Origin of the sequence: Catellatospora sp. NPDC049133 (assembly GCF_040648455.1) — a bacterium.
GTDB classification, from domain to species: domain Bacteria; phylum Actinomycetota; class Actinomycetes; order Mycobacteriales; family Micromonosporaceae; genus Catellatospora; species Catellatospora aurea.
Genome location: NZ_JBEZDT010000014.1, coordinates 114,680 through 133,513, shown reverse-complemented (window position 1 = coordinate 133,513; position 18,834 = coordinate 114,680). Strand labels below are relative to the sequence as shown.

At 70.8% G+C, this 18,834-nt stretch carries 18 protein-coding genes, 1 tRNA gene and 1 pseudogene; 7 read left to right on the top strand and 13 right to left on the bottom strand.

Features of this window, described 5'->3' with window-relative positions:
* Positions 1-122 precede the first annotated feature (122 nt).
* Positions 123-2,447 (top strand): carboxypeptidase-like regulatory domain-containing protein, encoded by a 2,325-nt coding sequence (locus AB0B35_RS18210; RefSeq protein WP_361046592.1) that lies wholly within the window; start codon positions 123-125, stop codon positions 2,445-2,447.
* A gap of 46 nt (positions 2,448-2,493) precedes the next feature.
* Here the strand turns inward: AB0B35_RS18210 and AB0B35_RS18205 are convergent, their stop codons facing one another.
* Both AB0B35_RS18205 and AB0B35_RS18200 read right to left on the bottom strand, forming a co-directional pair.
* Entirely contained in the window at positions 2,494-2,868 is a 375-nt protein-coding gene (locus AB0B35_RS18205; RefSeq protein WP_361046589.1) for a hypothetical protein, read from the bottom strand.
* A gap of 34 nt (positions 2,869-2,902) precedes the next feature.
* A complete protein-coding gene (locus tag AB0B35_RS18200) occupies positions 2,903-3,700 on the bottom strand; it encodes a type II CAAX endopeptidase family protein (RefSeq protein ID WP_361046586.1) in 798 nt (265 codons plus the stop codon).
* 63 nt (positions 3,701-3,763) lie between these two features.
* On the opposite strand from AB0B35_RS18200, the gene AB0B35_RS18195 reads away from it, so the two are divergent.
* Positions 3,764-4,876, top strand: a complete 1,113-nt coding sequence (locus AB0B35_RS18195) for a globin domain-containing protein (RefSeq protein WP_361046583.1) — start codon at positions 3,764-3,766, stop codon at positions 4,874-4,876.
* A gap of 88 nt (positions 4,877-4,964) precedes the next feature.
* Here AB0B35_RS18195 and AB0B35_RS18190 read toward each other — a convergent pair.
* A pseudogene (locus AB0B35_RS18190) lies at positions 4,965-5,900 on the bottom strand (helix-turn-helix transcriptional regulator); the annotation flags it as partial.
* Between the two features lie 384 nt (positions 5,901-6,284).
* Between AB0B35_RS18190 and AB0B35_RS18185 the strand changes: the two are divergent.
* The 3 genes from AB0B35_RS18185 (at position 6,285) to AB0B35_RS18175 (ending at position 8,212) form a co-directional block, all read left to right on the top strand.
* Positions 6,285-6,992, top strand: coding sequence for a (2Fe-2S)-binding protein (locus tag AB0B35_RS18185; protein WP_361046580.1), 708 nt, complete (start codon positions 6,285-6,287; stop codon positions 6,990-6,992).
* A 208-nt stretch (positions 6,993-7,200) separates the two neighbouring features.
* Entirely contained in the window at positions 7,201-7,470 is a 270-nt protein-coding gene (locus AB0B35_RS18180; protein ID WP_360523779.1) for a hypothetical protein, read from the top strand.
* Between the two features lie 139 nt (positions 7,471-7,609).
* Positions 7,610-8,212, top strand: coding sequence for a GNAT family N-acetyltransferase (locus AB0B35_RS18175; protein WP_361046577.1), 603 nt, complete (start codon positions 7,610-7,612; stop codon positions 8,210-8,212).
* 49 nt (positions 8,213-8,261) lie between these two features.
* Here AB0B35_RS18175 and AB0B35_RS18170 read toward each other — a convergent pair.
* A tRNA-Ser gene (locus tag AB0B35_RS18170) sits at positions 8,262-8,348 on the bottom strand.
* 84 nt (positions 8,349-8,432) lie between these two features.
* Between AB0B35_RS18170 and AB0B35_RS18165 the strand changes: the two genes are divergently transcribed.
* Complete coding sequence (locus AB0B35_RS18165; RefSeq protein WP_361046574.1) at positions 8,433-9,395, top strand: NAD(P)H-quinone oxidoreductase; 963 nt, start codon at positions 8,433-8,435, stop codon at positions 9,393-9,395.
* On the opposite strand, the gene AB0B35_RS18160 is transcribed toward AB0B35_RS18165, so the two are convergent.
* The 7 genes from AB0B35_RS18160 to AB0B35_RS18130 form a co-directional block, all read right to left on the bottom strand.
* Positions 9,349-10,053, bottom strand: a complete 705-nt coding sequence (locus AB0B35_RS18160; protein WP_361046571.1) for a glycosyltransferase family 2 protein — start codon at positions 10,051-10,053, stop codon at positions 9,349-9,351. The two genes, AB0B35_RS18165 and AB0B35_RS18160, sit on opposite strands and share 47 nt — an antisense overlap.
* 154 nt (positions 10,054-10,207) lie before the next feature.
* Positions 10,208-10,762 (bottom strand): hypothetical protein, encoded by a 555-nt coding sequence (locus AB0B35_RS18155; protein WP_361046568.1) that lies wholly within the window; start codon positions 10,760-10,762, stop codon positions 10,208-10,210.
* 34 nt (positions 10,763-10,796) lie between these two features.
* On the bottom strand, positions 10,797-12,212 hold the full coding sequence (locus AB0B35_RS18150; RefSeq protein WP_361046565.1) for a HAMP domain-containing sensor histidine kinase: 1,416 nt from the start codon (positions 12,210-12,212) through the stop codon (positions 10,797-10,799).
* Complete coding sequence (locus AB0B35_RS18145) at positions 12,205-12,885, bottom strand: response regulator transcription factor (protein WP_361046562.1); 681 nt, start codon at positions 12,883-12,885, stop codon at positions 12,205-12,207. The genes AB0B35_RS18150 and AB0B35_RS18145 overlap by 8 nt, the downstream gene beginning before the upstream one ends.
* A 222-nt stretch (positions 12,886-13,107) precedes the next feature.
* Entirely contained in the window at positions 13,108-13,602 is a 495-nt protein-coding gene (locus AB0B35_RS18140; protein WP_239167283.1) for a hypothetical protein, read from the bottom strand.
* Between the two features lie 77 nt (positions 13,603-13,679).
* On the bottom strand, positions 13,680-14,621 hold the full coding sequence (locus AB0B35_RS18135; RefSeq protein WP_361046559.1) for a rhomboid family intramembrane serine protease: 942 nt from the start codon (positions 14,619-14,621) through the stop codon (positions 13,680-13,682).
* A 10-nt stretch (positions 14,622-14,631) separates the two neighbouring features.
* Positions 14,632-15,156 (bottom strand): peptidylprolyl isomerase, encoded by a 525-nt coding sequence (locus AB0B35_RS18130; protein ID WP_361046556.1) that lies wholly within the window; start codon positions 15,154-15,156, stop codon positions 14,632-14,634.
* Positions 15,157-15,378: 222 nt separating this feature from the next.
* Here AB0B35_RS18130 and AB0B35_RS18125 point away from each other — a divergent pair, with 222 nt between their 5' ends.
* Positions 15,379-16,056, top strand: a complete 678-nt coding sequence (locus AB0B35_RS18125; RefSeq protein ID WP_361046554.1) for a hypothetical protein — start codon at positions 15,379-15,381, stop codon at positions 16,054-16,056.
* A 66-nt stretch (positions 16,057-16,122) separates the two neighbouring features.
* Here the strand turns inward: AB0B35_RS18125 and corA are convergent, their stop codons facing one another.
* Together corA and AB0B35_RS18115 are read right to left on the bottom strand one after the other, a co-directional pair.
* On the bottom strand, positions 16,123-17,187 hold the full coding sequence (gene corA / locus AB0B35_RS18120) for a magnesium/cobalt transporter CorA (protein ID WP_361046660.1): 1,065 nt from the start codon (positions 17,185-17,187) through the stop codon (positions 16,123-16,125).
* A 522-nt stretch (positions 17,188-17,709) separates the two neighbouring features.
* A complete protein-coding gene (locus AB0B35_RS18115; protein ID WP_361046551.1) occupies positions 17,710-18,804 on the bottom strand; it encodes a PLP-dependent aminotransferase family protein in 1,095 nt (364 codons plus the stop codon).
* Positions 18,805-18,834 lie beyond the last annotated feature (30 nt).

Genomic DNA, 18,834 nt, shown 5'->3' with positions numbered 1-18,834 from the left:
CCCGGCCCCGCCTTCGTTCACGGGGCGGCGCGCTGACGGACCCGGCCACTAATGTGCGAACCACATTCACGGGGCCCTTCATCACCCGTGTGTGCACATCCCTCTCACACCTTTGAGGACGAATGCGCAGACACACCCTGCGCCGGTTCGGGTTGATGCTGCTCGTCGCGACGGTCGCCACCATGGGACTGGCCGCGCCGACGCATGCCGCACCCGGGACCGGCGCCATCTCCGGGCGACTCACCGACAACGGAACACCCGTCGCGGGCGCCGCGGTGGACGCCTACGGCGAGGGCTACGGCTCCGCCGTCACCGACGCGGACGGCCGCTACCGGATCACCGAACTGGCACCGGGCAGCGACTACCGCGTCTACTTCATGCCGCAGGGACGTATGCCCCAGTACGCCCACCGCGCCGTCAACTGGGACACCGCGACGCCGATCACCGTCAACGCGGGCGCGGAGACGGTGGTCGACGACAGCCTCATCCCGGTCGGCACCGTGACCGGCCGGCTCACCCGCCCCGACGGCAGCCCCATCCCCTGGTGCTGGGTCAGCATCGCGACGCCCGACAACGGCAGCCTCGCGGACGTGCTCACCGACCAGAACGGCGAGTACACGCTCCAGGCGCCCGCCGGGCCGCAGCGGATCAGGTTCTCCGGCCCGATCGCCACGCAGTACGCCCCGGGCAAGCGCGAGTACGGCGAGGCCGGGGTGTACCAGGTCGTCGCGGGCGAGACCATCACGGTCGACGAGACCTCGCTGCCCGTCGGCACCGTCACCGGGCGGGTCACCCGCACCGACGGCTCACCCGTGGTCTGGCAGACGGTCATCGCGGTGGAGGCCACCGACGGCGACGACGTCGGCGTGGGCAACACCGACGGCGACGGCGTCTACCGGATCGACGTGCCGCCCGGCGCCTACGTGATCGGCCTGGAGACCGGCGAGACGGTCAAGTGGGTGCCGGGTGGCCGGACCCGGGCGGACGCGCAGGTCTTCACGGTGGCCGCGGACACCGTGATCACCGTCGACGAGGTGGTGCGCGGCACCGGCCGAGCGCAGGGCCGGTTCACCGACCGCGACGGCAACGGCCTGGGCGAGGTCTCGGTCGTCTTCCACGACACCGCCTTCGGCGGCTCGTACACCGCGATCACCGACTACGCCGGCTACTGGCGGATCAACAGCATCCCCGAGGGCTCCTACCAGGTCCAGTTCAGCTCGCCGGACCAGTTGATCGACCAGTGGGCCTACGGCACCACCAAGGCGGCCGAGGCCGCGACGATCACGATCGCGCAGTACGAGACCGTCTACGTGAACGACACGAAGCTGCCTGGCGGCAGCGTCCGGATCACCGCGAAGAACGCGGTCACCGGCGCCCCCGTCGAGAACTTCTACGCGCTCACCGGCCACTTCGGCGCGGTGGGCTGGCAGGGCGTCGCGCTGCTGGCCGACGTGCCCGCGGGCACGCACGAGCTGAACGTCTACGCCGACGGTTTCGTCAACGCCGTGGGTGTGCCGGTAACCGTCGTGGTCGGCGAGCAGACCGAGATCGAGGTGGCGCTGCAGCCGTACGCACTGCTCCGAGCGCAGGTCGTCGACGCGGCGACCGGCGCGCCGGTCGAGGGCGTCTGCCTGCACCCGGCGACCGTCGACCGGTTCCGGCTGTTCGAGGGCTGCCACTCCACGAGCTCCGCCGACGGCTACGTCACCATCCCCGTCGAGGCCGGTCGTCACCAGGTCTTCGCCCTGCCGCTGGGCGACTCGCCCTACGGGGCGCAGTGGGTCGGGCAGGACGGCGGCACCGGTGACCAGCGCGAGGCCAAGTCCTGGACGTTCACCGCGGGTCAGCTGCGCGACATCCACAAGATCCGGATGGACCGGGCGGGCGTGGTCACCGGCCTCATCACCGGTGCCGACGGCGCGCCGGTCACCGGCGGCCAGGTCGCGATCGCCACGCCCGTGGTCGGCAACGGCAACACGGGCGCCGTCGACATCGGTGGCGACGGCCGGTACACCATCGACTTCCTCGGGCCGTACCAGTGGCCGCTGAACTTCCAGACCGGCACGCACGCCTGGCAGTGGAGCGGCGGGCAGGCCAAGCGGTACGACGCGGTCGCGGTGAGCGTTCAGGCCGGGCAGACGACGACCTACGACCAGCAGCTCAAGCTGGGCACCGAGGTCCGGGTGACGGTCACCGGCGGACCGCCCGGCGGCTTCGCCGTGGCATACACGGTCGGCACCGGCGACGTGGCCGGTTACGCCTGGGTCGAGCAGTCCGGCGCCGAGGCGGTCTACCGGGTGCTCGGCTCGCAGCACGTGAAGCTGCACTACAACACGGGCAGCGGCGACCGGTGGGGCTGGTACGGCGGCACGGACTACGCCTCGGCGACGTCGGTGCGCGTCTACGCCAACGGCACTCCGACGGTCGTGTCCTACCCGTTCAGCTGAGCGGTTCACGGAGGCGAGGGGGCGGCCTGTGCCGCCCCCTCGCTCGTCATCGGGCGGAGAACCGTCCGGCCAGGGTGGCGAGCAGCACCCCACCCGCCATCAGCACGGTGAAGCAGACCCAGGCCGGCGGCCACGGGTTCGCGTCCGGCGTGCGGTGGGTCAGGTACGACACCAGCAGCAGTGCCGACGGCACCCCGGCGGCGAGCGGCATCGCCTGCCAGGGCGGCACGCCCGAGCGGCCGAGCCACAGCCCGAGCGCCAGCAGCACCAGCGTGAACACGACCACCGCCCAGGTGCGCACCGGCGTCGTCTCGATCAGCTCGCCGGGGTGCTCCGGCCGGTTGCGCAGGTCCCACGGGATCAGCAGCAGGTAGGCCGCGCCCGAAAGCAGCGGGGCGAGCACGGTCGCGAGAGTCCGCATGTCACCATGCTTACCCCGGACCGGCGAAGATTGCTCAAATCCAGTCGAGATGCTTGGCGAGCAGGGCGTACCCGACGAAGGCGACGATGTCGAGCAGGGAGTGCGCGACGATCAGCGGCCCGGTGCGCTTGTAGCGCAGGAAGAACAGCGCGAACACCACGCCCATGATCGCGTTGCCGACGAACCCGCCGAAGCCCTGGTAGAGGTGGTACGCGCCGCGCAACAGCGCGCTGGCCGCGATCACGGCGGGCACGCCCCAGGACAGCTGGCGCAGCCGGGTGATCAGGTAGCCGACGACCACGACCTCCTCCAGGATCGCGTTCTGCACCGCGGCCAGCAGCAGCACCGGCAGCGCCCACCACACCTCCCCGAGGCCCTCGGCGACGACCGTGGTGTTCAGGCCCAGCTCCCGCGCGGCCACGTACAGGGCCAGCCCCGGAATGCCGATCACGGCGGCCAGCAGTGCCCCGGAGCCGGCGTCGAAACCGCGGCGGGTCCCGTCGAGCCCGAGCAGGCCGCGCGCGCCGAAGCGGCCGTCCCAGCCGGGCCCGCGATTGAGCAGGTGAGCCGCGAACAGGGCCGGGACCAGCGCGAAGAAGATGCCGGCGAGCTGGAAGGCCAGATCGAGCCAGGGGCGGTCGGGGGTGCGGGCGACGTTGAGCTCGGAGGCCTGCTGGTTCAGCGGCGCCGGGCGGGTCAGTTTGTCGATGAGGGACAGCGCCGACCACACCGCGGAGTGCCCGAGGGAGACGCCGAGCAGTAGCCAGACCTCGTTGCGCAGGACCGGGCGGGTGGGGGTGGAGATCCCCCGGACGAGCTCTTCAGCAGCCATGACACAACAGGGTCGCACAGTCTGTGCGACGGTCGAACGCGCTGCGTTGACATCGTTATGAACGTGAGCGACCTTCAGCGGCTGTTGAAAGAGAGCTGGACACTTGTCGAGGAGCAGCAGGACAAAGTGGCCGGCTACTTCTACGCGCGGATCTTCCTCAACAATCCGGGCGTGCGGGACATGTTCCCGGTGACGATGGACGTGCAGCGGGCCCGGCTGCTGGGGGCGATCGTGACCGCGGTGCAGTCCGTCGACGATCCCGACCGGTTCGACGAGTACCTGCGCTCGCTCGGCCGGGACCACCGCAAGTTCCAGGTGGTGCCGGAGCACTACGAGGTCGTCGGCGCGGCGCTGCTGGAGGCCATGCGCACGTTCGCGGGCCCCGAGTGGTCCTACGAGTACGACCAGGCCTGGCGGGACGCGTACGACGTCATCGCCCGCAAGATGCTCGCGGGCGCCTCGGCCGACAGCAACCCGGCCTGGTGGCATGCGGAGGTCGTCGCGCACGAGCGCCGCTCCAGGGACATCGCGCTGCTGACCGTGCGCCCGTTCCAGCAGCTGGAGTACCGCGCGGGGCAGTATCTGTCGGTGGAGGTGCCCAAGTTCCACCCGCGGGTGTGGCGCACCTACTCGGTCGCCAACGCGCCGCGCACCGACAACACGATGGACTTCCACGTCCGGGCGCTGGGCGCGGGCTGGGTCTCCGGCGCGCTGGTGCGCCGGGTGAAGGCCGGCGACCTGGTGCGGCTGGCCGCCCCGATGGGCTCGATGGTGCTCGACCGGCGCTCGACCCGCGACATCGTCTTCGTCGCCGGCGGCACCGGCCTGTCGCCCATCAAGGCGCTGCTGGAGGACCTGACCACGTTCAACCGCACGCGGTGGGTGCACGTCTTCTTCGGCGCGCGCAACCGCGACGACCTGTACGACCTGGCGTCCCTGCAGGAGATGGCGGCCGCCTACCCGTGGCTGTCCATCGTGCCGGTGTGCAGCGACGACCCGGGTTGGGGCGGTGAGGAGGGCACGGTGGCCGACGCGCTGTCGAGGTTCGGCCCGTGGATGGAGCACGACTTCTTCGTCTCCGGCTCGCCGAACATGGTCCGCGGCACGCTGCGCTCGCTGTCACAGCTGAAGGTGCCGCAGACGCGCATCCGGTACGACGCGTTCAGCGAGCACTGAGCGCCCGTCTCCGTGGTCCGAGGCCCGCCTGACCGGCGGGCCTCTTCGTTTCTCAGTGCGCCGCGACCACGGGCGGGGCCGAGCTGACGGCGCGGAAGCGCCACTGCAGCTGGAACCGGGCGTTCAGCGACGGGTCCTCGGTGCGCCAGGTGAACACGGCCCGGTCGCCTTCCAGCTCGCGCACGATCGGCGTGCGCAGCGGGGCCTCCTCGGCGGCCATGGACGTCTCGACGCCCCACACCTGCGGGTCGAGCATGGCCGGGAAGCGCATCTGCACCACCAGCCGCCGCGTGGGCAGCCGGACGGCCCGCTCGAACCAGGTGCCCCACTTCAGCTCGTCGACGCGGTAGCGATACTCCACCGTGGTCCGCTCGCCCGGGTAGAGCGGGAAGCGGCCGTCGGCGTTCTCGAACAGCAGCCAGATCTCCTTGAACGCGTCGCGGTCCTGCTTGGCCCGCCACACCATGGGCTCGGCCGCACCGGGCTCGCCGCAGAACGCCACCAGGTGCAGCTCGTCCAGCCCGAGCGGGTACGCCCGGTGGTGGGCGTTGGAGCGCTGCGGCTGGCCGGGGTAGCGGTCCACCGCCACCCGGATCAGGTAGCGCGTCACCGGCTCGTTGCCCGCGTTGTAGAGGGCGCGGCGCACGACCAGGTGGTAGTCGCCGTCCACGTAGGTCAGCTGGGCTTCCTCCAGCTCGACGACGAGGCCCGTGCCGGGCGGCAGCCACTGGGTGGGCACCGCGGGCTCCCTGGTGAGCAGAGTGGCCGGTCCGCGGGCCTGCCTGGCCTCCTCGTACTCCTGGAAGCGCCGCCAGATCGCGCCGCCGGCGTTGAGCACGGCCTCGGCCCGGCGGGCGAAGTCCTCGGTCGGCCGATGTCTTCGGCCCTCGATGTGGCTGATGTACGAGGGATCGAATCCCATCCTGCTGGCGAGCTGCTTCTTGGTCATGCCGCGGTCTATCCGCCACCGGCCGAGCTCGGCGGCGAACGCCTCGACGGCACGTTCCACCGGCGAAACGCTCATGACCCTGCCCCGCTCCGCTCGGTCATGCCACACCTCGCCCCCTCCTCCGCTCGTCGTGAATCCTCATTCTTCGTGGCCCGAGGACCAGTTAATGAGAACTGCTGATTACCTGACAAAAACCTTGACAGGCGATCAAGTGGCCGGGCGGTGCAGGAGTCCACATAACAGACGCAGAAGTGACACAGGGTGAGTAAACTGACCCTGGTCTGGTTAGCCTAGCCTTATCGGGGTACAGTGAGGTCAACCCCGTCTTGGCTGGTGCCTGTGCAGGAGAGGATCGGTGAGGAACGAGTGCGTACGCTGACGCCTCTCGTACTGACCGACGCCCTGCGCCCCCTGACCGTCACACTCAGTGCGACTCGCCGTCGCCTTGGGTTCTCCGCGGTGCACGGGCTCGCCGACCCGCTGCTGGTCACCGACGACGAGGGCTGGACGCCCGCCTCCCGGCTGCTCGACGGTTCGGCGCTGCCCGCCCTGTTCGACACCGCCGTGAAGCGCTGGGGCGCGGCCCCGCATGCCGCCGCGACGCTCGCCTGGAAGTCGTACACCTACTGGGTCGCCATGCCGGCCGTGCTCAGCTGGGCCGCCGCACGCCGCGTGCCGATCATCGAGACCGACCGCACCCTGCTGCGCTTCGGCGGCGACGAGCCGGGCGCGGCCCTGGTGCAGGTCGGTCTGCGCGCGCCCCAGGTCGCGGTGCTGCCCGACGATCCGCTCGCACATGCCGGAATGCCCGGCATCACCGTCGTGCCCGACGAGACGCTGCTGCTCAAGACGCTGCGCACCAGCCTGCTCGACCAGCACCTCGACCCGCTGTCCGAGCGCATCCGCGCCGAGGTCAAGGTCGGCCGGCGCACCCTGCTCGGCTCGGTCGCCTCCGGCATCGCGTACGCGGTGCTGCGCAGCGCGCCCGCCCTGCCGGGCTCGACCGCGGCAGGCACCGCCCAGCAACTGCTCGACGCGCTGGATCTGGGCGACCTGGTCGACATCGGAGTGGGTGACGGCGGCGAGCCCGAGGTCCACCGGCGCACCTGCTGCCTGGCCTTCACCCTGCCGCAACCGAAGGTCTGCTCCGGCTGCTGCCTGCGCTGATTGCGGCACCCTCTCACGAGCCGGCCCCGCCGTGCCCCACGACCACGGCACGGCTTCGAATCCTATGTAGATGAACGGCGTGAGCTGCGATCCGCGCGCCTCCACCTGCGATTCATTCCGTATCCGAAGGAGTGACGGGAGCTATCGCCGGTCCGAACGAATCGATATGTTGGCATCTCCTATCACTCCTAGTTATGGAGGTGTCACGATGCGCAAGCTCGGCATCGGCAAGCGGCTCGCCGTCATCGGCGCGGCCACCGTCGCGTTCGCGGGAGCGTCGGCGATCACGGCCAGCCCGGCCCACGCCACCCCCGGCGACTGCAGCGCGTTCCTGGCTGCGGCGGGCTACGGCGGCCTCGAGTACGGGCTCGCCTGCACCCTGGGCGACCTGTCCTACACCCTCTGCACCACGAAGCTCACCCTGCTGAGCGTGCCGCCGGCGACGGCGGACGTGGCGTGCCGGCTCGCCGCGGCGTGACGGCCTGAAACGGGTGCGGCCCTCGAACATCCTGGGTCCGAGGGCCGCACCTCCCCAATGTAAGGGCCAGCCCCACCCCGCCGCTGCGGGGTGGGGCTTCCGCTTGACAGCAGCCGCCGCCGTCGCGAAAGGATGAGCCGTGAGGACGATCACCACCCCCGCCGCCATCCCCGCCGGAAGTCTCGCCGCCCACCCTCAACCGCTGCTCTCTGCCCCGGGTGACCTGCTCATGCGGCCTTGGGAGAACACCGACGCCGCCGCCTTCCTCGGGGCTTACCAGGACCCCGCGATCCAGCGCTGGCACACCCGCCAGCCCCGCTCCGAGGACCAGGTCCGCGAATGGTTCGACTCGTACCGTCAGGCCTGGGCACAGGAGACGGGCGCGAGCTGGGCGGTGACCCGCGGCGGCGGCGAGGTGCTGGGGCGCCTGGCCATCGGGTCGCTGAACCTCGACGACGGCGTCGCAGGGTGCGCCTACTGGGTGCTGCCCGCCGCCCGCGGGGCGGGTGTGGCCTCCCGCGCGCTGAACGCCCTGGGTGAATGGGCGCTGGGCGAGGCAGGTTTCCACCGGCTGCACCTGGACCACTCGACCCGCAACGAAGCCTCCTGCCGGGTCGCCGTCAAGGCAGGCTTCGCCCTGGAGGGCACCAAGCGCAGCGACGCCGTGCACTCCGACGGCCGCCACGACATGCACCTGCACGCCCGCATCCGGGGCGACGAGCCGCCCGCCCGGCCCGTGTGAACGCCAAAGGCCGGCAGGTCGCTTCCTGCCGGCCTTTGCTTCATCGCTGCGGAGGGTAAGGGATTCGAACCCTTGAAGACATCGCTGCCTTAGTGGTTTTCAAGACCACCGCCATCGGCCACTAGGCGAACCCTCCTGGCGTATCGCCGACGACCAGTGTGCCAGACGCGCCGCGCGCCCGCCCGGACCGGTCTCGGGGCAAGATGGTCTGGTGCACGCCATGACTATTCCCGCCAACGGTGAACTTGCCTGGTCAGAGGTCCCCGATCCGATACCGGCCGAGGGTGAGGTGCTGATCCGGATCGCCGCCACGGCGGTCAACCGGGCCGATCTGCTCCAGGTCGCGGGCGTCTACGCGCCGCCCCCGGGCGCGCCGCCGTACCCGGGCCTGGAGTGCTCCGGTGTGATCGAGCAGGGAGCCGGTCCGTGGCGGCCGGGTGACGAGGTGTGCGCCCTGCTCGGCGGGGGCGGCTACGCGGAGCTGGTGGCGGTGGACGCGTCGCACGTGCTGCCGCTGCCGGACGGCGTGGACGTGGTCACCGCCAGCGGGCTGCCGGAGGTGGCGTGCACGGTGTGGTCGAACCTGACCATGGTCGCCGGGCTGCGGGCCGGGGAGACGGTGCTGATCCACGGCGGTGGCAGCGGGATCGGCACGTTCGCGATCCAGTACGCCAAGGCGCTCGGGGCGCGGGTGGTGACCACGGCACGGGCGGCCAAGCACGAGCAGCTGCGGGCGCTCGGCGCGGACGAGTGCCTGGACTACACCGCCGACGACTTCTCGGGCGTCGGGGCGGACGTGATCCTGGACATCATCGGCGCGGCCTACCTGGAGCGCAACGTGCAGGCGCTGGCGACGGGCGGCCGGCTGGTCGTGATCGGCCTGCAGGGCGGCACGAAGGCGGAGATCAACCTGGGTGCCCTGCTGGCCAAGCGGGCGAGCGTCACGGCCACCGCGCTGCGCTCACGGCCCGCGGCGGAGAAGGCCGCGATCGTGGCGGGGGTACGGCAGGACGTGTGGCCGCTGCTGGCGACGGGCGCGATCCGGCCGGTGGTGGACCGGGTGCTCCCGCTGACCGAGGCGGCCGCCGCACAGCGGACCGTCTCGGCCAACGAGCACGTCGGCAAGGTGCTGCTGGTTACTGCTGGGCCGACTTCGGCACCGGGCGCAGGCGCTCGCGCATGAGGATCAGCAGGGCTTCGATCCCGTCCATCGCGGTGATCTTCTTGCCCTCTTCGCGGGTGCGGGCGGTGTAGCTGATCGGCACCTCGTACGGCCGGTTCTTGCGGCGCAGGAGCTTGCCGGTGACCTCCGCCTCCATGCCGAAGCCCTTGGACTTGACGTTCAGCGAGCGGTAGAGCTCCAGCGGCATCAGCTTGAAGCAGGTCTCCAGGTCGCCGATGTACGAATTGAACAGCACGTTGGCGAACAGGGTGACGCCCTTGTTGCCCATCACGTACCAGAACGAGAAGGCGGCGTGCCCGCCGAAGCTGCGGTTGCCGTAGACGACCTTGGCGCGGCCGTCGAGCACCGGGCCGAGCAGCTTGGGGATGTCGCGGGGGTCGTACTCCAGGTCGGCGTCCAGGATGACCATGTAGTCACCGGTGGCGGACTCGACGGCGGTGCGGATGGCCGCGCCCTTGCCGGCGTTCTTCGCGTGGTGGAAGGCCTGCAGCCGCGGGTCGTCGCAGTCGCCGAGGATCTCGGCGGTGCGGTCCTTGCTGCCGTCGTTGACGACGACGAGCTCGATCTCGCAGGGGTAGTCGACCGCGAGTGCCTGCTTGAGCGCCTCGCCAAGCCGGGCCTCTTCGTTGTAGACCGGCATGAGGATCGATAGCTTCACAGGGCTCTCCGCTGCTGACGCGTGCTGGACCGGCCGAGTCTAGCCCTTACGCCGGATCACTGCACATCAGGCGAGGTCACCAACCTCTTGACAAAAAGGAAGGGCACCTTCTTAACGGTATACGTAGTAGAAGGTGCCCTTCATCACTGCCGGCTCAGCGGGCCAGCGGAATCACGATCAGCCGGGCCGTGGGCGTGTCGCCCTCCTTGGGTCCGGCCAGGGCGACCTGCGCGCCGGCCTTCAGCTCAGTGGGCTGGATCGTGGCCCGCTTCTCCACCACCCGCAGCTTCTCACCGTACTTCCACGTCTGGGTGAATCCGTCCGCCGATTTCACAGTGATCGACTCCGCGTCGACGGCGGTGACCACGCCGCGCTGCACGAGCACGGTGACGGGGCCCTTCTTCGTCTCCACGACGGCCTCGCCGTGCTGCACGTCACGGCGCAGCGCGACCCGCAGCGCGTGGCGCTTGCGCCAGTTGCGCAGCCGGTCGTCCAGCTTGTCCTTGGTCCCGGGCGAGGGCGAGACGAGGGCGTCGAGTTCGCTCTCGGCGGCGACGAGGTCGTCGGGCGCCACGCCCATCGCGGCGAGCGCCTCGGCCTCGACCGAGGCGACCAGTTCGGTGGCGGCGGCCGGCAGGTCCGACGGGGCGCAGGCGGTCAGGCCGAGCAGTGACAGGCCCAGAGCGACGGTCAGGCTGAGTCTTCTCATGACCGCAGCCTGCCGGGCCGTCGCGCGGGTGCGGTCAGGCCGAGGTTCGGGGCAGGTAAACCGTGAACCGGGCACCGCCCTCGGCCGCGTGACCGGCCTCGATGGTGCCGCCGAGGCGTCGGGCCAGCCCGGCTGCCAAGGCCAGGCCCAGCCCACTGCCGGTCTGGCGTACGCCCTGGTAGCGCTGGTGCAGCGCGCCCCGCTCGAAGGCGACGGCCAGGTCGTCGTCGGTGAGGCCGGGGCCCCCGTCGCGGACCTCGATCGCGGTGCGGTCCGGCAGCGGGCGTACGGCGACCACGATCGGGCAGCCGGGCGGCACCACCCGCAGCGCGTTCTCGACCAGGCCGTCGACGATCTGGCGCAGCCGCAGCGGGTCGGTGTGCGCCCACACCTCCCCCGCCGGGACCTCGGCACGCACCGGCACGCCCGCCTGGGCGGCGCGCGGGGCGAAGGCCCGCTCGGCAGAGGTCGCCAGGGACACCAGCTCGACCTCGGTGACCTGGATGGCGAAGTCGGCGGCGTCGAGCCGGGCCAGCGACAGCAGGTCGGCGACGAGCCGGTCCAGGCGCTCCGCCTCGGCGAGCACGGTCTGCCCGACCTCCTGCGCGCCGTCGGGGCCGACGACGCCGTCGGACAGCGCCTCGGCGTACCCCTTGATGGTGGTCAGCGGGGTGCGCAGCTCATGCGAGATGGACAGCAGGAACTCGCGCTGGCGCCCTTCGCTGGTGGCCAGCGCCTCGGCCAGCTCGTTGATCGAGTGGGCGAGCCGCTCCACCTCCTGCGGCGGCTCGGCGGCCAGCCGCACCGTCCGGTCGCCGGAGCTGAGCCGGGCCGCGGCGGTGGCCGCGTTGCGGATCGGGCGGGCCAGCCTGCGGCCCAGCAGTACGCCCGCCAGCACGCCCGCGCCGAGCCCGGCCAGCAGCGGCAGCCACAGGTAACGCAGCACCTGGCGGCTGATGCCGGTGGCCGCGGGGCGGGCCAGCACCACGCCGTCGCCGGTGTCGAGCGGGCGGCCTTCCACCATGGAGAGCCGGCCACCGACCACCGCCAGCCGCTCGCTGACCTGCTTGCCGTCGGCGATCTGCTGCACGACCCGGGCGGGCAGCCCCGGCCGGTCGGCGGCCCCGGACGTGATCAGGTATGCGGTGACGTCGCCGTCGAGCTTGCGCAGCTGCTCGATCAGCCGGGCGTCCGCGGCCGGGGCCCGCCGCGAGCGCAGCACCTGCGCCACCACGTCGGTCTGCGAGACGAGCCCGTCGCGGGCGGCCTGCTCGGCGGCGCGGGCGGCCAGCGGCACCGCGACCAGCGCGGTGACCACCAGCGTGATCAGCGCGACGACCACCCCGGCGAGCACGGCCCGGGTGGTCAGCGTGGTGGTGCTGGCGGTGGGCCGGGGCGGCGCGGCGAGCACCCGGATCGGCACGGTGAGGTCGGCGCGGCGGTCAGGCATCGGCGGTGTACCCCACGCCCCGCACGGTGCGTACGACGTGCGCGGCCGCGCCGAGCTTCGCCCGGACCTGCGCCACGTGCACGTCGACGGTGCGGGTGCCGCCGTGCGCGGCGTACCCCCAGACGGTGGACAGCAGCTCGTCCCGGGTGTAGACCCGTCCCGGCCGGCTCATCAGGTGTGCCAGCAGGTCGAACTCCGTGCTGGTCAACTGCACGGCGGCACCGTCGACGGTGACCTCGCGCCGCGCCGGGTCGAGCCGCACCGGCCCGACGGCACGGCTGCGATCGGGTTCGGGCGTCCCGCCGGACCGGCGCAGCACCGCCTTGAGCCGGGCCACCAGCTCCCGTGGGCTGAACGGCTTGGTCAGGTAGTCGTCGGCCCCCAGCTCCAGCCCGACGATGCGATCCACCTCGTCGTCGCGGGCAGTGAGGAAGATGATCGGCACCCAGATGTCCTCGGCCCGCAACCGCCGGCAGATCTCCGTGCCATCCATCGACGGCAGCGCGATGTCCAGCACGCACGCGGTCGGCCGCAGCCTGCGCGCCGCCGCGAGCCCCGCGGCCCCGTCGGACTCCACCTGCACGCCGTACCCGTCACGCTGCAGATACAGCCGAATCAGATCAGCAATGGGCCGCTCGTCCTCGACGACGAGCACCAGCCCCTTCTCCGTCACACCGCCATGATGTCCGAGCCATGTACGAACCGTGTAAGCGCGCCGCAAATCCTGCACCCCAGCCGCGCTGGTTGATCATGAACTTAAGGACGTGCTGGACGGCGGGTCACTCCCCGGCCGCCGTGATCACCGCAACGGCACAGCACGGCCACAGGTGATCACGGCGGGAAGGTGGGGACACGCCGTCGAACACGCCCTTAAGTTCATGATCGACGGGGCGGGTCAGGCGCCGACGAGGTGGTCGGTGAAGGAGGCGTAGGGGGTGGTGTTGAGGCCGGCGGTGCGCTGGGCGATGAGTTTGGGCTTGAAGACGTGGGAGAAGAGGGCGTCGAGGTGCCAGACCTGCTTGGGGTGTCCCGCGTGGATCCAGAAGCGTTCGCGGATGCCGTCGACGGCGGTGGCGGCGAACTCGATCGCGGACAGGCGCGGGTCGGGGTGCCAGGTGACGTTGGCGAGGTGCCGCAGGTCGGTGTTCAGGTGCAGGCGGAGGCGGCGCAGGATGCGGCTCTCCTGGGTGATCACCAGGCGGCGGTAGGTCAGCAGCATCAGGAACTCGCGGCCGAGCGGGCGTTCGGGGCGCAGCGCGCGGGCGACGAGCACGGTGGCGTCACCGGCTTCGACGCAGCGGCGGAAGATCGGCATATGCCGGCTGACCGTGGCCATGGGGATGCCGGCCTCACCGGTGGCGGGAAGGAACGTACGCGAGAAGACGTCCATGTAAGGAGCAACGACTGCGCGTGACACACGTCACGCGAGTCACTCATGCGGTCGATCGCCGCCCGGCTTCTCCCTGGTCAGCGGGTCAGCGAAAGAGCCACTGCCACGCCCATCAGCCCGAGGAACGTCAGCACCAGCACGGCGGTCTGCACCAGGGTGCGGTTCTCCCGCGGCGCGTACGCCAGCCCGGCGCCCACGATCGCCCCCGTGGCGAGCCCGCCCAGGTGGCCGGCGATGCCGATGCCCGGCACGGTGAACGAGATCGCGACGTTCACCACGATCACCGGAATGATCGCGGACGCGTCCCGGCCCAGCCGTTTCAGCACGAAGAAGTAGATCGCGAAGAGGCCGTAGATCGCCGTCGAGGCGCCCGCCCCGACGCCGCCCCCGCCGAAGACGTAACCGGCGACGTTGCCGCCGATCCCGCAGATCAGGTACGCGGCGGCGAAGCGCACGGGACCGAGCGCGGCTTCCAGCGGGCGGCCGAGCACCCACAGCGCCCACATGTTCAGCACCAGGTGCAGCAGGCCGTAGTGGATGAACATCGCGGTGAACAGGCGGTAGTAGGCGCCGTCGTCGACCCCGGTGTAGACCGTGCCGAACGCGGGGTGGGCGCCGATGTAAGGGCCGTCCGGCGCGACGGTCACCGTCGGCCCGAGCACGCCGCCGAGCCATTGGATCGCCGTGACGTCGGTGAACAGGCCGCCGCTGAACACCGCACCCATGCCCGCCATCAGGATGCCGACCACGAACACGGCCAGGTTGAGGCCGATCAGCGCCTTGGTCACGTAGCCGTGCATGCCGACCTGCGACCCGCCGAAGTGGGTGAGGGCCGGGCGCTGCGTACGCCGGCCCTCTGCCACGCACTCGGGGCAGTGGTGGCCCACCGACGCCGGAATCATGCAATCCGGGCAGATGGGCCGCTCACATCTGCTGCACTTGAGGTACGTCTCCCGCCCCGGGTGGCGGTAGCAGCTCGGTACGGGCGGCAGGCCACCCTGGGGTGCGGGAGACGTCATGGATGCGAGACTAGCGCTCGATTTCGATTCGCTCGATGACGATCGCGTCGCGCGGCCGGTCGCCGGCGTCGGTCGGCGTGCTGGAGATCGCGTCGACGACCTTCTGCGAGTCCGCGTCCGCGACCTTGCCGAAGATGGTGTGCTTGAAGTTCAGCCAGTTCGTGGCCCCGGTGGTGATGAAGAACTGCGACCCGTTGGTCTTCGGGCCGGCGTTCGCCATGGCCAGCAGGTAGGGCTCGCTGAAGCTGAGCTCCGGGTGGAACTCGTCGTCGAAGGTGTATCCCGGGCCGCCACGACCGGTGCCGGTCGGGTCGCCAGTCTGGATCATGAAACCGTCGATCACACGGTGGAACGGCGTGCCGTCGTAGTACGGGCCGGTGATCGGCTGGCCGGTCCGCGGGTCGGTCGCACCCGCCTTGGTGCCCTCGGCAAGCTCCACGAAGTTCTTCACGGTCTTCGGGGCGTGGTTCGGGTACAGCTCCAGGCGGATGGGTCCGGCGCTGGTGTGCAGGACGGCGAAACGGGCGTCGGCCACGGCTGACTCCTGATATTCGAGTGGTTGGTTACCGACAGATTCTCCCATGTGCCCGTTCCGGGTGTGCGATGGCGTCCGGCGAGGCAGGATGGCAGGCAGGGACATGAACGGGGCGCGCTTTCGCCATGACGGCGCGCCCTGCGATACCACCGCACGGGCGCGGGGGCGCCCGAAGCGATCGGCTGTCCGGCGCGGGGGCGCGGGGCAGGAAGGCGGGGGAAGATGCTCGGATTTCACAAGAAGACGCGCGGGGAGCTGATGCGCGAGGAAATGGGCCAGAGCTGGGACCATTTCCTGCAGGCGGCGACCCATGCCGCCGGCGGGGTCGGGGCGTCGTTCGGCCCGACCACCGGACGCATGCGCCGGGTCACCTCGCGCGGCATGGACTCGACGGTGTCCGCACTCGCGCCGCTCGCCGCGGCGTACCGGGAGGGGGCCGCCGACGCCATGCACGCGTCCAAGAAGGCCAACGCCAAGGCGCGCAAGCACAAGAAGGGGGGCCACGTGTCACGCAGTGGCAACACGGGGATGCTGATCGGGCTGCTCGCCGCAGGCGCGGCCGTCGGCATCGCCGGTGCGCTGGTCATGAAGCGCCGCCGCCAGCAGCAGTGGTCGGAGTACGACCCGAGCCAGGCGCTGGAGTCGATGCGCTCCGAGACCAAGTCGATGACGGACAAGGCCACCGGCAAGGCCGACTCGGTGCTCGACAAGGCCACGCACCACACCAGCAAGGCGATGGACAAGACGGCCGACAAGCTGCACGAGGCGGCGTCCTCGGTCCGGGGCGGCCGCGACACCATGAAGTCGAAGATCGGCGACGCGGCCGAGGCGGCCAACGACGCCACCGACAGCTTCGCGTCGAAGTACTCGTCCAGCGGCTCCAAGAACGGCCGCATGTAACCAGCAGCCGGTTAACAAGGGCACCTTCTTCTACGTATTCCGTTAAGAAGGTGCCCTTCCTTTGGCTTAGAGCCAGCCGGAGCGGCGGAGGAGGCGGTAGATGGCGAAGGAGAAGCCGAGCATCACGGTCAGGACCATGGGGTAGCCGTACTTCCAGTGGGTCTCGGGCATGAAGTCGAAGTTCATGCCGTAGATGCCCGCGATGGCGGTCCAGACGGCGGCGATACTCGCCCAGGCGGCGACCTTGCGCATGTCGTTGTTCTGGTCGACGGTCACCTGCGCCAGCCGCGCCTGCATGATCGAGATCAGCAGGTCGTCGAACGAGCCGACCTGCTCGACCACGCGGGCCAGGTGGTCCTGCACGTCCCGGAAGTACTTGCGCAGCTCCTTGGAGATCTCGGGGGTGTCGCCGATCAGCAGCTGCAGCGGCCGCTGCAACGGCAGCACCGCGCGCTTGAACTCGACCAGCTCCCGCTTGAGCTGGTAGATGCGCTGCATCCGGCCGCTGGAGTCGCGGGCGAAGACGCTCTCCTCGATCAGGTCGACGTCCTGGCTGATCCCGTCGGCGGCCTCGACGAAGAGATCGACCACGTGGTCGAGCACCCCGTACGCCACCGCCCACGGGCCCTGCTTGAGCAGTTCGGGCCGGGCCTCCAGGTGCTCACGCACCGGCTTGAGCCGGCAGGCCTCGCCGTGGCGCACGGAGATCACGAAGTCGGGCCCGATGAAGAGCATGATCTGCCCGGTCTCCACCACCTCGGAGTGCTCGGTCAGCTCCGTGTGCTCGACGTAGCGCGCCGCGCGCATGACCAGGAAGTGCACGTCCCCGAACTGCTCCAGCTTGGGCCGCTGGCCGGCGCTGACGACGTCCTCCACCGCCAGCTCGTGCAGGTCGAACGCCTCGGCGATGCCCGCCATCTGCTCCTCGCCCGGGGCATGCAGGCCCAGCCACACGAACGCGCCCCGCTGCCGGCGCGCCTGCGCCAGCGCCGCGCGGTAGTCACCGGGCGACGGCTGGCGGATGCCGTCGAGGTAGATGGCGCAGTCCACGATCGCGTCGGCGCGCGCACCGGGCTGCGCCGGCACCTGGCCGGCCTCGGCGTCGCCGCTCAGCCCGACCAGCCGGCCCATCGCGCGGGCGGGCGCAGTGATGGCGCGGGTCAGCCGGTCGCCGCGGACGTACGGGTTGGCGGATCGTCGGCCGTTGTCGTCTCGGATGTCGTCAACCACGATCGCCTCCTTCGCCGGGTCGCCGACCGCCGGAGACTCCACCGACAGGCTACTTGGGCGACGGGACCGGCGCGGACTCCCGTGATCGTGAGTGGACTCGGCGCGGCGGGTGAGAAAGAGGCGCCGGGTGGACCACGTGTGCCGCTATCGGGGGGAATGCGACTCGGTCCACCCGGCGCCGGAACGCCACCCGGGGTGGGGGGTGGGTGACGCTCCTTTTCATTGGGGGCGGGGGCAATGCGGGCGGGGCCCCACGCGCCACGAGGTCTCGATCATCACGGCACGCCGCGTGCTCATCACTCGGTCGGCGACAGGCGCCCGACGCATTGTGATCCTCGTAACCTCGCGAGGGGAACCCCACCCAGGCCCGATCCGACTGTCAGAAATACGACAGAACAGCCGTCGGATATCCGAATCTACCGATCAACCGCGAACGGCGTCGATGGCCTCGGCGAGACGACGTACGCCCTCGTCGATCTGGTCCACGGTGACCGCGCTGAACGCGAGCCGCAGCGAGTTCTCGCCGCCCTCCAGCAGGAAGTCCGAACCCTTCACCACGGCCACACCACGCTCGGCGGCGGCCGGCAGCAGCTTGTCGACGTGCACGTCGGCGGGCAGCTCGATCCAGAGGAAGTAGCCGCCGTCGGGCTCGGTGAACGAGACCCCGTCAATCCGCTTGCGCAGCGACTCCGCCAGCACGGTGGCCCGCTCGGCCAGCGCGGCGCTGACCGTGGCCACCGAGCGCTCGATGTCGCCGGAGGCGCAGAACTCGTACACGATGCCCTGCGCGACCTGGCCCGCCGAGATGTACAGGTTGGTGGCCTTGCCCGCGATCGCGTCGATCAGGCCCTTGTCGCCGACCAGGTAACCGACCCGGACACCCGGGCAGACGGTCTTGGTGAAGGAGCTGGCGTGCACCACGACGCCCGCGGTGTCCAGCGACAGCATCGTCGGCAGCGCGTCACCGCGGAAGCGGATGTCGACGTACGGGTCGTCCTCGAAGATCGTGAAGCCGAACTCCTGCGCCAGTGCGAGCAGCTCGTGCCGCTTGGCCTCGGACAGCGTCACGCCCGCCGGGTTCTGGTAGTTCGGGATGATGTGCGCGAGCTTCGGCCGCACGCCCGACTCCAGCAGGGCGCGCAGCTCCGCGGTGTCGATGCCGTCCGGGTGCAGCGTGACCTGGTGCACGACCGCGCCGAGGTTCTTCAGGTTCAGCAGGGTCCGGTCGTAGGTCGGCTTCTCCACCACGACGTGGTCACCGGGCTGTACGAGGTGGTTGAAGAGGAACGCGTCGGCCTGCAGGGAGCCGTTGGTGATCAGCACCTGGTCGGTGGACACCCCGTGCTTGGCCGCGATCCACTTGCGGAGCGGGCCGTAGCCGTAGGAGTTGCCGTACGCGGTGAGGCCGGCCGGGTCGTTGGCGAAGGCGCGGACAGCCGCGGCGCTGAGCCCTTCGACATCGACGATGTCGAGGCTCGGAGCGCCCCGGGCGAACGAGATGAGCTGCTCGGCGGTCATGTTGAACAGGTTAATGCGCCCGAAATGCGA

Excerpts from the sequence above, each read along its gene's own strand:
- AB0B35_RS18210 (WP_361046592.1), top strand. The coding sequence starts at position 123 with ATGCGCAGACACACCCTGCGCCGGTTCGGGTTGATGCTGCTCGTCGCG.
- AB0B35_RS18205 (WP_361046589.1), bottom strand. The coding sequence starts at position 2,868 with ATGCGGACTCTCGCGACCGTGCTCGCCCCGCTGCTTTCGGGCGCGGCC.
- AB0B35_RS18200 (WP_361046586.1), bottom strand. The coding sequence starts at position 3,700 with ATGGCTGCTGAAGAGCTCGTCCGGGGGATCTCCACCCCCACCCGCCCG.
- AB0B35_RS18180 (WP_360523779.1), top strand. The coding sequence starts at position 7,201 with ATGCGCAAGCTCGGCATCGGCAAGCGGCTCGCCGTCATCGGCGCGGCC.
- AB0B35_RS18165 (WP_361046574.1), top strand. The coding sequence starts at position 8,433 with ATGACTATTCCCGCCAACGGTGAACTTGCCTGGTCAGAGGTCCCCGAT.
- AB0B35_RS18155 (WP_361046568.1), bottom strand. The coding sequence starts at position 10,762 with ATGAGAAGACTCAGCCTGACCGTCGCTCTGGGCCTGTCACTGCTCGGC.
- AB0B35_RS18150 (WP_361046565.1), bottom strand. The coding sequence starts at position 12,212 with ATGCCTGACCGCCGCGCCGACCTCACCGTGCCGATCCGGGTGCTCGCC.
- AB0B35_RS18140 (WP_239167283.1), bottom strand. The coding sequence starts at position 13,602 with ATGGACGTCTTCTCGCGTACGTTCCTTCCCGCCACCGGTGAGGCCGGC.
- AB0B35_RS18135 (WP_361046559.1), bottom strand. The coding sequence starts at position 14,621 with ATGACGTCTCCCGCACCCCAGGGTGGCCTGCCGCCCGTACCGAGCTGC.
- AB0B35_RS18125 (WP_361046554.1), top strand. The coding sequence starts at position 15,379 with ATGCTCGGATTTCACAAGAAGACGCGCGGGGAGCTGATGCGCGAGGAA.
- corA (WP_361046660.1), bottom strand. The coding sequence starts at position 17,187 with ATGGGCCGGCTGGTCGGGCTGAGCGGCGACGCCGAGGCCGGCCAGGTG.
- AB0B35_RS18115 (WP_361046551.1), bottom strand. The coding sequence starts at position 18,804 with ATGACCGCCGAGCAGCTCATCTCGTTCGCCCGGGGCGCTCCGAGCCTC.